This is a genomic window from Methylobacterium sp. WL103 (assembly GCF_008039885.1).
Classification (GTDB): domain Bacteria; phylum Pseudomonadota; class Alphaproteobacteria; order Rhizobiales; family Beijerinckiaceae; genus Methylobacterium; species Methylobacterium cerastii.
The window spans coordinates 1-10,334 of record NZ_VRUX01000108.1; the positions used below are offsets into that span (position 1 = coordinate 1).

Below are 10,334 nucleotides of genomic sequence, written 5' to 3' on the forward strand. Positions count from 1 at the left end.
CCTCCCGGCCAGGGTCCGGCCCTGCCGGGGGTTCGCCACATCGTGGCCGTGGCCTCGGGCAAGGGCGGCGTCGGCAAGTCCACCACCGCCTGCAACATCGCGCTTGCCCTGAAGGCGCAGGGCCTGAAGGTCGGCCTGCTCGACGCCGACATCTACGGGCCTTCGGTGCCGAAGCTGTTCGGCCTTTCCGGCAAGCCGAAGGTGGTCGACAACCGCAGCATGGAGCCGATGGAAGGCTACGGCCTTAAGGTGATGTCGATCGGCTTCCTGATCGAGCCGGAGACGGCGATGATCTGGCGCGGCCCGATGGTGCAGTCGGCGCTGACGCAGATGCTGCGCGACGTGCTCTGGGGCGAGCTCGACGTGCTGATCGTCGACATGCCGCCGGGCACCGGCGACGCGCAGCTCACCATGGCGCAGGCGACGCCGCTGTCGGGCGCCGTCATCGTCTCGACGCCGCAGGACCTCGCGCTGATCGATGCGCGCCGCGGCGTGACCATGTTCAAGAAGGTCGCGGTGCCGATCCTCGGCGTGATCGAGAACATGGCGACCTTCGTGTGCCCGAACTGCAACCATGAATCGCACATCTTCGGACATGGCGGCGCGCGGATCGAGGCGCAGCGCCTCGGCGTGCCGTTCCTCGGCGAGGTGCCGCTGAACATGACGATCCGCGAATCGTCGGATGCCGGCCAGCCGGTCGTCGCGGTCGCGCCCGACGGACCGCAGGCCAGGGTCTACCGCGAGATCGCCGCCAAGCTCTGGGACAACCTCAACGCCGCGCCGGCCGGCCGGGCCGCGCCGAAGATCGTGTTCGAGTAGCCCCGTGATGCCGCCGGTCCTGGGCCTGATCCTGGCCGGCGGCCTCGCCCGGCGCATGGGCGGCGGCGACAAGGTTTTGCTCCCGCTCGCCGGGCGGACCCTGCTGGAACGCGTGACCGAACGGCTCGCGCCGCAATGCGCGTCTGGAGTGGCCCTCAGTGCCAACGGCGATCCGACGCGGTTCACGGGCTTTCCGGGACCAATCCTGCCGGACGGCGTCCCCGGCCATCCCGGGCCGCTCGCCGGCATCCTGGCCGGGCTCGACCACGCCGCCGCGTTCCATCCCAACGTCGAATACGTCGCCAGCGTCTCGGGCGACGCGCCGTTCCTGCCGCACGACCTGATCGCCCGCCTCGCCGCCGCCCGGGACAAGGCCGCGATCGTGCTCGCCGCCTCTGGCGAGCGGCAACACTACACCGTCGCCCTTTGGCCCTTGCGTCTGCGGGAAGACCTCCGCGCCGCCCACGTCGAACGCGGAGAGCGCCGCGTCGGCGGCTTCATCGAGCGCCACGGTGCGACGGTGGTGCGATGGCCGGTCTCGCGGTTCGACCCGTTCCACAACGTCAACACACCGGACGACCTGAGCGCGGCGGCGTCACTGTGCGAAGAGATTGAGGAGGCAGCCGGCTGAGGCGGCGGCGAAACTCGCAGAGCCGCCCATAGAAGGTCAAGGGCGGAAGACTCGTTTCAGCGGATGGGAAGAGATGGTGCCCAGGGACGGAGTCGAACCGCCGACACTGCGATTTTCAGTCGCATGCTCTACCAACTGAGCTACCTGGGCCTTCGCCGGACCGCTTGGCGGCCTCGACTGGAGCGGGGGTATAGTCAGTGCCCCCCGACCTGTCCAGCCTGATCCCGCAAGCTAGACCGATGATTTTTTGGCTATTCGGATTCGGGTTTCCGGGCGGGCGGCAGGTCGCCGTCGTCCTCGTCCTCCGAGGCCGGGATGACGTAGCGGTCGCTCAGCCAGCGCCCGAGGTCGATGTCCGAGCAGCGCTCCGAGCAGAACGGCTTCAGCTTCGGGTCGGCGGGCTTTCCGCAGATCGGGCAGGAGGGAAGCTTCGCGGGCGCACTCATGCCATCGCGCTCCAGCCGGCGCGCACCGGGAAGCCCTCGCCGTCCAGGAGCGCCATCGTCTCGTAGAGCGGCAGGCCGACGACGGCCGAATGCGAGCCGACGAGCTTGACCACGAAGGCGCCGGCCAAGCCCTGGATTGCGTAGCCGCCGGCCTTGCCGCGCCATTCGCCGGAGGCGAGATAGCCGCTCATCTCGCGCTGCGACAGCCGCTTGAACCGCACCCGGCTCTCGACGATCCGCTCGCGTCGCGCCCCCTTCGGCGAGAGCAGGCACACGGCCGTGAACACCCGGTGCTGCCGGCCGGAGAGCAGGCGCAGGCAGTCGGCGGCCTCGTCGGGCACCTCGGCCTTCGGCAGCACGCGCCGGCCCACCGCCACCACCGTGTCGGCGGAGAGGACCCAGCTCCTGGCGCCGTGTGCGTGCAGGTGCAAAGCGCCCTGCGCGGCGGCGAGCTTCGCCCGCGCGAGGCGCCGGGCGAGCTCGCGCGGCGATTCGGATTTCAGGGGGGTCTCGTCCACGTCGGCGGGGAGCAGCGCGTCCGGCTCGATGCCGATCTGCTGCAACAGGGCGAGCCGGCGCGGCGAGGCGGAGGCGAGGATCAGCCGCGCGGGGTTGTCCGCGGGCGCGGCCTGGGGGGAAGGGGCGTCCATGGATCTCGGATCAATCCTCGGCCGGCGCCACCCAATCAGGCGGACGCCGCAGGCATCGCGGGTACGTGTCCAGGGGTGATAGTGGAACGCCGACGCCATGGGAACGGAGGGGACGGAGGGAGACCGTCTGCGGAGGGCAAAGGCACAGCGCAAGACTGCGCCGACGGCTCTGGGCACCACCGCCGGATCCAGCCTCGTCGCAACGTCGAACCCGTGGACAACGCCGGCGGCTCTGCTATGCTCCAGCCGCGCTGCCGAAACGCGGTCCGGCGCGGGCGTAGTTCAGTGGTAGAACGTCAGCTTCCCAAGCTGAATATACGGGTTCGATTCCCGTCGCCCGCTCCAATCGGCGCTTACCGAACGAGCATGAGTTCCAAGGTAAGCGGACTCCTACGGGCGCATTTTCGCGCTTGATCGGATTAAATCCAAACTCATTTGAATGTCTGCGTAAGGCTCGCCCGGCAAGCTCATGCAAGAGACCGGGGAGCCCGAAGCAGTTTCGCCGATCGTTGGCCTCGATCGGCGACGGACAGTTCGTTAAATCAGGTAGAAGGTCGCGTCCGTCTTGAACACCTTCGGGCAGTTCGCGGCGTCGACGAGCGCCTGTGCATCCGCGATGGAGATGTGATGGTGCAGCGCGATCTCGGGAAGGGTCATCCAGCTCTGTTGCACGTTAGCCTCCTTGGTTAACGCGACAACGCGGCGCATTCCGAAGCGTTGCCCGCGTTCTCGGCGGAAAACCGTTTCCGGCGCGGCCTCCGACGCTTTGCTGAAACGGACGAAGCACGGTGGCAACCGGCGGCCATCGCGAAAATGCGCGTCAGACCGGCCAGGCGGCGTCGCGGTAGGCGCTGTCCCAGAACATCCATTCGAGCCGGGTGGCGTGCGTGAAGGCCCGGTGCATGCGTTCGCGCAACGTGGGCGACGCGTGGATCGCGGCGGCATTGGTCGCCGCGATCATCCGGGCGACGGCCTCCTGGAAGTCCGTCCCGGAATAGGTGTCGATCCAGGCGTGGTAGGGGTTGCCGGCGCTCTCGCGCGCCAGGATGTCTCGGCCGACCTCGGCGTAGATCCAGAAGCACGGCAGCAGCGCCCCGAGGAGCACCTCGAACGGTTCGGCATAGGCGGTCGAGAGCAGGTAGGCGACGTAGTGGTCGCAGGCCGGCGTCAGCGGCGTCGCGGCGAAGGCGTCCGGACCGATGCCGAAGTCGCGGAAGAAGCCGCCGTGCAACGCGCGCTCGACCACGATCGCCTCCTCGGCGGCCTTCGCGAACAGGACGATGCCGTCGGGCTCGGGCGCCTTGGCAGCGGCGAGGCTCAAGGCACGGCCGAAGCCGATCAGGTAGTGCGCGTCCTGCACGATGTAGTGCCGGAAGCGCGACTGCCCGAGCGTGCCGGCGGCGAGCTCGGCGTTGAACGGCATCGTGCGGATGGTCTCGTAGAGCGCGGCATTGCGCGCCCACGCCGCCTGCGAAAAGGGGCCTGTCTCGGTCGCGCCCATGGTTCGCTCCTCCGTCGTGTCGCGCCTGTGCCGGTCAGCCCTGGCGCTGGGCCTCTGTGACGGCGACGTGGATCAGCTCGGCCAGCGTGCGCACGCCGAGCTTCTGGCGCATCTGCGAGCAGGCGTTGGTGACGGTCTTGTAGCTCACCGACAGGTCGGTCGCGATCACGCCGTAGGACTTGCCCTGGGCGAGACGTGCGAGAATCTGCTGCTCGCGCGGCGTCAGCTGGGATTCCGGGGTGCGGCGGGCGTCGGTCCGCAGCATCGCGACCTCGGTGGCCAGCCGCCGGTCGAGGTAGACTTGGCCCGCGCGGACCTTCTCGAAAGCCTCGAACAGCTCGGCAGAGGCATGGTCCTTGAGGACGTAGCCGAGCGCCCCCGCCTCGAGCGCGCGCGCCACGATCACCGGATCGTTGTGCATGCTGAAGACCAGGATGCGGGTCTTGGGCTCGACGGCGCACATGCGGCGGATCAAGCCGAGGCCGGCCAGGCCGCTGCCCTGAAAGGTCAGGTCGCAGATCACGATCGGCGGGCGCAGGCGGTGGAACGCGCGGTAGCCGTCGACCACCGTCGTCGCCTCCGCCACCGTCTCGATGCCGGCATCCTCCAGCACCCGGCGGCAGCCCTGCAGCACGATCGGGTGGTCGTCGATCACGAGCACCGGCATCCGGGTCTCGACGGCGACGGGCTTCATGGCAAAGGCGTTCATCGAGCCACGGACTTCATGGTGAGGCCACTCGGGGTGCGAAGACGACACGGGATGGGAGGGCCGCTCACGCGGATCGCACTTGTCCGGGATCGTCGGCCCGGTGCGGATCCACGGGAATGACAATGCGGACAACGGCGCCGGGCGGGTGCTTGTCAAGAACAAACGTGCCGTCGAGGGCCTCGACGCGCTCGCGCATCCCCGAGAGCCCGAGCCCGGTGCCGTGGTCGGGATCGAACCCGGCGCCGTCGTCCGCGATCGACACCATCAGCGCGCCGTCCGCCTCGCGCGCCTTGGCGGTGACCGACGCGGCGCGGCCGTGCCGCACGGCGTTGGTCGTGCTCTCCTGGATGCAGCGGAACACCGTCAGGTCGGCCAGCTCCCCGTATCCGCGGGCTAGGCCGGCGAAGTGCCCGGAAAAGCGCGTCTCGGGATGGCGGCGGGCGAAGTCGCGCAGCAGCAAGTCCAGGCAGTCGGCGAGCGGCACCTGCCCGAGGGCGTGCGGTCGCAGGCGATTGAGCAGGTCGCGGTTGCGGCTCTGCACCTGCGACACGATCCCGGCAATTTCGGACGCTCGCGCCGAAAGCTTGTTGCGGTCGGGCTCGGCGGCTCCGGTGGCGAGCCGCCCGATCGAGGCAGCGTTGGCTTCCAGCGCGAACAGGCAGGGGCCGAACTCGTCGTGGAGTTCCAGGGCGGTGCTGCGGCGCTCGTCGTCCTGCGCGGTCAGCAGTTGCCGCTTCAGCCGCCCGTTGGCGGCGCGGACCGCGCTCAAGGCTTCCGCCACCTGGTTGAACCGGGTCGCGATCACCGCAAACTCGTGGCTCGACGGGCTCGGAAGACGTGCCGTGTAGTCGTGCCGCTCGAGCTGGGTCAGGCCGTCGGCGAGGCGCGCGAGCGGCGCCAGCACCCGCCCAAGCGCGAGGTACAGGGCGGCCAGCATCGCCGCGTTGATGCAGAATGTCGTGAGCGACAGCGCGCGGGCGTAAACCCAGATCTCGTCGATCTCGTCCATCGGCTGGGTGGTGATCCGCGCGGTGCCGATCGTGCGGCCGGCGGTGACGATCGGCAATTCGTGCTGCTCGATCTTCGGCATGATCAGGTCGGCGAACCAAGCGGGCGCCGCCCGCTCCGGCCGCGGCTGACCGATCGGCGCGCCCACGGTCGCGCCTTCGGCGTCGCGGACGGTCACGCGGACGTGGCGCAGCACCTGGAAGCGCAGGTCGAGGGTCTGAAGCAGGCGCTCGGCCGGCGCCGCCTCGAGGAGGCGGATCGTGTCGGCGACCAGCGATTCCACCGTGGACAGGGACGCCCGCGTCTCGACCTTCACCGCGTTGCGCGCGTTGACGACGATGACGCCGCAGGACACCAGGGCGGCGATCACGTCGATGGCCAGGACCACCGCGATCAGCCGTGCACGCGTCGACCAGCCGCTCCAGAACCTGACGGCCGGAACCGTCTGGGGCAAGGTCGGCTCGGCGGCGGGCACGTCGTCCGGCTGCGTCGCGAAGGGGATCGGCTGGGCGTTCACGCTGCGCAGGGTGGCGGCGCGGCGCGGCGAAGTCCATGGCGTGGATGGGAGCCCGACGGGCCATCCACATTCCGGCCCTCGGCGACCGACCCGGCTTGAGCCGCCGCGACGACCGGCGTAGCCGTCGCCGCCATGCCCCTCGATGCGAACGATCGCGAGATCCTGCTGGACGCGCTCGCCGACCCCGCGAGCGCGTGGAGCCTCGGCGCGTTCGGGGCCGCAGCCGAATTTCGCCGGGGGCAGGATGAGCCGTTCGCGACGCTCGAAGCGGGCAGGGTAGGCCTGCGGACCGACCGCGGCGGCATCGTGTTGACGCTTATCGAGACACTGCGACCGGTCGCCTACGAAATGCCGGTGGGCGACGGCTGGAGCCACGCAGTCGCCCTTTGCCTGCCGGCGACAAGTCTCGTGCCGCCAGCCCGCATGGGGTTCACCGAGTTCGGCCCCGACGCCGAGGCCCTCGATCCGACGCGGCGCGAAGCGGTGAGCTTCGATCTCGGGCTCGGGCTGAGCCCAGCGTCGGTCCGCATCAGGACCGACCGGCCGGCAGCGTTGGACAGGCTGCGCGCGCATCGCGGCTCGGCGTCGATCGACTTCGACGCCGTCATCCGGCCCGAGCTGGTGGCGGGCGGTGCCGACCTCGTCGTCGCGGGTCCGCTCGGGCGAATCGAAATGCTGGGCGGGGCCGGCAACGCCTCCGGTCCGCGGGCGTTCGTCGTGCCGAAGATCTTACTGCGCAGGCTGACGCACCTGGCGACGGCGCCGATCCCGATGGGCCTCGTGCCGGTGGGCCACCTCTATCCACCGCATCCCTGCCGCGACGCGGCGGGCCGCGCGATGCCGTTCGAGCGTGCGCGGCACGACGCGTTCCAGGCCCTGCTCGCGCGCTGGGGCGACCGGGACGGCTTCGCGCTCAAGGCCGCCATCCTGTCCGGCGGGCCGCGCCCCGCCCAAGCAGCGGATCGGTGGGTCCGCGCGATCGAGCGGGTGGCCGGCGCGCAGGCCCGCTACTTGGCACACTCGCGTTGAGGCGTGCCGAAGAGCAGGCGATACGAGTTCTTAAGCAGCCTGCGTCTACGCAAGACCTCGTCGCCGGAACGACTTCTCCACAGAAGACGCCGGGTGCTGAAGCCGCGGATCAGCGCGGCGAATGCGCGACGACATCGTTGCGCCGTATTGCCGGTCCTCAGTGGAACGCCAAATCTCGCGTTCGGAAGGTCTTCGGGGGCGGGCGCGACCGTGATTGGGGGGATCGGTCGCATTCGTCTCGCTTTTCCGACGCAACCTCGTGCCAAGATCGACCCCGCCCGATGATTGATCTCGCCCTCGACCCTTCCGAGACCCGATCCGCCGCCGCCGCGACCCCGCGCTCAGGCGTTCGCCGTCCATGGGCGCGGATCGCCCTGTTCGGTGCGCTGGGCCTCGGCGCCACCGGGGCCTTCGCCGGCGTCGCCAGCACGTACCTCTCGGGCCTTGCCGGCCCGCAGCGGGCGAAACCGATCGCGATGAGCCAGAAGGCCGCCGACTGGCCCGACCTCAAGGACGGCATGCCGGCGCTGGCCGGAAGCGGTCCCGCGGTCCCGAAGATCCGCGAGATCCTGCCGCCCGAGCCGGCGACTGCGCCGGTCGTCGAGGCGCGGGTCGACCCGATTCTGCGCGCCGGAAACACGGCCGCGGACACCGTCACACTGCCGGTCGCGCTCCCCGTCGCCCCCGCGGGCAAGCCCGACGTCCCGGCGCAAAAGCCGCTTCCGGCCATCGTCGAGGTGCCGGTGATCGGCCCCGCCCGCCAGGCGACGCTGGTCGCGCCGGCCCGCGCTGTCCCCGGAATTGCGCCGCTCGCGGCCGAGACGGTTCGGGCCAAGACGGAAACCACCACCTACGCGGCCCTGCCGCTCGAACCGCCGAAGGCGATCGTTGCCAAGCCGGCGGCGACGAAGGACGAGGCGATCCGGCAGGAGGGCGCCAAGCCTGAGGTCACGAAGCTCGAGATCAGCAAGCCGGAAGCGGTCAAGGCGAAGCCGCGGATCGAGGCGCACGCCAAGCCCACTTCGGTGCCGGCGAGCAAGGCGGTGGCGGGGAAGCCTGCCGCCCTGAAGCCGGTGGCGGTCGAGGCCAAGGCGGCGGAGACCAAGCTGGCGCCCGCCCAGGCGCAGGACGAGGACACAGAGGTGTTCGGGATCAAGGTCCCCTCGCTCGCACCCGCCGGCCGCAAGATCCGCGAGAGCGTCGAGGCCCTCGGCGACGCCGTGAAGGGCATTCCCGACCGGTTCTGACCGGCCCAGACGTGTTGGTGACGGGCGTCGCCCTAAGGCGGCGCCCGGTCGCGGCTCAGGCCCGCGGCTTCCGGGCGTAGGTCTTGGCCCCTTCGGGCTTTCCGACGTGGCGCTCGTGCTTGGCCGCGCGCGGGCTCTTGAAGCCGGCCGGCCCCTTGCGCTCGGCGGCGGGCGCATCGCCCTCCAGCGCTTCCACCTGGATCTCCGGTGAGCCGTTGCGGGCGAACGCCTGCGCGAAGCGCGAGGCGGCGTTGCCGCGGACTTCGAACTTGGTCTCCCGGTCGAAGATGCGGATCGCGCCGATCTCCTGGCGGTCGATGCCGCCGCGGCGCGTCAGCATCGGCAGCAGGCGACGCGGGTCGGCGTTGTCACGCCGGCCGAGATTGAGCCGGAACCACACCGCCGGGCCCATCGCGGCGATGCGCTCGGGGTCCATCGGGTCGTAGGGCGGACGGCTCGACGCGCCGCGGCCGGACTGCTCGCCGGGGTCGGTCACCTCCTCCGGCGCCGGCAGGCGGGTGCGGTAGACCCGGGCCAGCGCGGCAGCGAGCTCGAGCGGCGTACGGCCGGTGACCAGGGTCTCGGCGAGCGCAAGGTCCTCCTCGCCGGGCGCCTCGGTGAAGAGCGGGTCTTCCAGCATGCGCTCGCCGTCGAGGCGGCGGATCTCGTCGGCCGAGGGCGGGCCGCCCCATTCGGGGCTGATCTTGGCGAGCTGGAACATCTGCTCGGCCCGGCGGCGGCGGGCGTTCGGGATCAGCAGGATACTGGTGCCCTTCTTGCCGGCGCGGCCCGTGCGGCCGCTGCGGTGCTGCAGCACCTCGGCGTCGTGCGGCAGGTCGGCATGGATGACGAGCGACAGGCCCGGCAGGTCGATGCCGCGGGCGGCGACGTCGGTGGCGACGCAGACCTTGGCACGGCCGTCGCGCAACGCCTGGAGCGCGGCGTTCCGCTCGCCCTGACCGAGCTCGCCCGACAGCGCCACGGTGGAGAAGCCGCGCTCGGTCAGGCTCGCCTGGAGGTGGCGCACAGCGTTGCGGGTGTTGCAGAACACGATCGCCGTCGGCGCGTCCGCCGCGCGGAGCAGGTTGAGCACCACGTGCTCGATCTCGCGCGGTACGACGCGGATCGCCCGGTAGGCGATGTCGGCGTGCCCGCGGGTCTCGCTCTTCACCGCGAGCCGCAGCGCGTCGCGCTGGTAGCGGGCGGCGAGGCTGTCGATCGCCTTCGGCAGAGTCGCCGAGAACAGGAAGGTGCTGCGCTGGTTCGGCGTCGCCGAGAGGATGAACTCGATGTCCTCGCGGAAGCCGAGGTCCAGCATCTCGTCGGCCTCGTCGAGGACGACCGCCCGCATCTGGTCGGTGACGAGGGTCCGGCGTTCGAGGTGGTCGCGCAGACGCCCGGGCGTGCCGACGACGATGTGCGTGCCCTCGTTCAGCGCGCGGGCCTCGCGGCGCGGGTCCATGCCGCCGACGCAGGCCGTGACGCGGCCGCCGGCGGGGCCGTAGAGCCACATCAGCTCGCGCTGGACCTGCAGGGCGAGCTCGCGCGTGGGTGCGATAACCAGCGCCAGCGGGGCGCCGGGGGGCGCCAGCGTCTCCGCGCCGTCGAGGAGCAGGCCGGCCATGGCCAGCCCGTAGGCGACGGTCTTGCCGGAGCCGGTCTGGGCGGAGACGAGGAGGTCGCGGCCGTCGGCGGCCGCTTCGAGCACGGCGCTCTGCACCGGCGTCGGTTCGGCGTAGTCATGGTCGGCGAGCGCCCGCGCGAACGGGGCGGGAAG

11 protein-coding genes and 2 tRNA genes are annotated in these 10,334 nt (G+C 70.9%); 5 read left to right on the forward strand and 8 right to left on the reverse strand.

The window, feature by feature from the left end; translation table 11 throughout:
• Both FV222_RS09385 and mobA read left to right on the forward strand, forming a co-directional pair.
• A partial coding sequence (locus FV222_RS09385; RefSeq protein ID WP_147813986.1) for an Mrp/NBP35 family ATP-binding protein occupies positions 1-819 on the forward strand: 819 nt, incomplete at its 5' end.
• Positions 820-826: 7 nt separating this feature from the next.
• Positions 827-1,450: a molybdenum cofactor guanylyltransferase MobA gene (gene mobA, locus FV222_RS09390; RefSeq protein ID WP_147752177.1), complete on the forward strand. Its 624-nt coding sequence runs from the start codon at positions 827-829 to the stop codon at positions 1,448-1,450.
• A gap of 74 nt (positions 1,451-1,524) precedes the next feature.
• On the opposite strand, the gene FV222_RS09395 is transcribed toward mobA, so the two are convergent.
• The 3 genes from FV222_RS09395 to FV222_RS09405 form a co-directional block, all read right to left on the reverse strand.
• Positions 1,525-1,600 (reverse strand) — tRNA-Phe (locus FV222_RS09395).
• 101 nt (positions 1,601-1,701) lie between these two features.
• Positions 1,702-1,896, reverse strand: coding sequence for a DNA gyrase inhibitor YacG (gene yacG, locus FV222_RS09400; protein WP_147752176.1), 195 nt, complete (start codon positions 1,894-1,896; stop codon positions 1,702-1,704).
• Entirely contained in the window at positions 1,893-2,546 is a 654-nt protein-coding gene (locus FV222_RS09405; protein WP_147752175.1) for a Maf-like protein, read from the reverse strand. The genes yacG and FV222_RS09405 overlap by 4 nt, the downstream gene beginning before the upstream one ends.
• 271 nt (positions 2,547-2,817) lie before the next feature.
• Here FV222_RS09405 and FV222_RS09410 point away from each other — a divergent pair.
• A tRNA-Gly gene (locus FV222_RS09410) sits at positions 2,818-2,891 on the forward strand.
• Positions 2,892-3,083: 192 nt separating this feature from the next.
• Here the strand turns inward: FV222_RS09410 and FV222_RS31865 are convergent.
• From FV222_RS31865 to FV222_RS09425, 4 genes are all read right to left on the reverse strand, one after another.
• The gene (locus tag FV222_RS31865; protein WP_281406040.1) at positions 3,084-3,218 is read right to left on the reverse strand and encodes a hypothetical protein; all 135 of its coding nucleotides are present in this window, start codon (positions 3,216-3,218) and stop codon (positions 3,084-3,086) included.
• Positions 3,219-3,366: 148 nt separating this feature from the next.
• Positions 3,367-4,047 (reverse strand): TenA family protein, encoded by a 681-nt coding sequence (locus FV222_RS09415; protein ID WP_147752174.1) that lies wholly within the window; start codon positions 4,045-4,047, stop codon positions 3,367-3,369.
• Positions 4,048-4,081: 34 nt separating this feature from the next.
• On the reverse strand, positions 4,082-4,756 hold the full coding sequence (locus tag FV222_RS09420) for a response regulator transcription factor (protein ID WP_147752173.1): 675 nt from the start codon (positions 4,754-4,756) through the stop codon (positions 4,082-4,084).
• 64 nt (positions 4,757-4,820) lie between these two features.
• On the reverse strand, positions 4,821-6,218 hold the full coding sequence (locus FV222_RS09425) for an ATP-binding protein (protein ID WP_246685393.1): 1,398 nt from the start codon (positions 6,216-6,218) through the stop codon (positions 4,821-4,823).
• A gap of 195 nt (positions 6,219-6,413) precedes the next feature.
• Here FV222_RS09425 and FV222_RS31090 point away from each other — a divergent pair, with 195 nt between their 5' ends.
• Both FV222_RS31090 and FV222_RS09435 read left to right on the forward strand, forming a co-directional pair.
• A complete protein-coding gene (locus tag FV222_RS31090) occupies positions 6,414-7,310 on the forward strand; it encodes a hypothetical protein (protein WP_246685392.1) in 897 nt (298 codons plus the stop codon).
• A gap of 281 nt (positions 7,311-7,591) precedes the next feature.
• Positions 7,592-8,557, forward strand: coding sequence for a hypothetical protein (locus FV222_RS09435; RefSeq protein ID WP_147763240.1), 966 nt, complete (start codon positions 7,592-7,594; stop codon positions 8,555-8,557).
• Between the two features lie 55 nt (positions 8,558-8,612).
• On the opposite strand, the gene FV222_RS09440 is transcribed toward FV222_RS09435, so the two are convergent.
• The coding region (locus tag FV222_RS09440) for a DEAD/DEAH box helicase (RefSeq protein WP_147813988.1) at positions 8,613-10,334 on the reverse strand (1,722 nt) is incomplete at its 5' end.

Coding starts and splice junctions, on each gene's coding strand:
- FV222_RS09405 (WP_147752175.1), bottom strand. CDS start 2,546: ATGGACGCCCCTTCCCCCCAGGCCGCGCCCGCGGACAACCCCGCGCGG.
- mobA (WP_147752177.1), top strand. CDS start 827: ATGCCGCCGGTCCTGGGCCTGATCCTGGCCGGCGGCCTCGCCCGGCGC.
- FV222_RS09420 (WP_147752173.1), bottom strand. CDS start 4,756: ATGAACGCCTTTGCCATGAAGCCCGTCGCCGTCGAGACCCGGATGCCG.
- FV222_RS09435 (WP_147763240.1), top strand. CDS start 7,592: ATGATTGATCTCGCCCTCGACCCTTCCGAGACCCGATCCGCCGCCGCC.
- FV222_RS09415 (WP_147752174.1), bottom strand. CDS start 4,047: ATGGGCGCGACCGAGACAGGCCCCTTTTCGCAGGCGGCGTGGGCGCGC.
- FV222_RS31090 (WP_246685392.1), top strand. CDS start 6,414: ATGCCCCTCGATGCGAACGATCGCGAGATCCTGCTGGACGCGCTCGCC.
- yacG (WP_147752176.1), bottom strand. CDS start 1,896: ATGAGTGCGCCCGCGAAGCTTCCCTCCTGCCCGATCTGCGGAAAGCCC.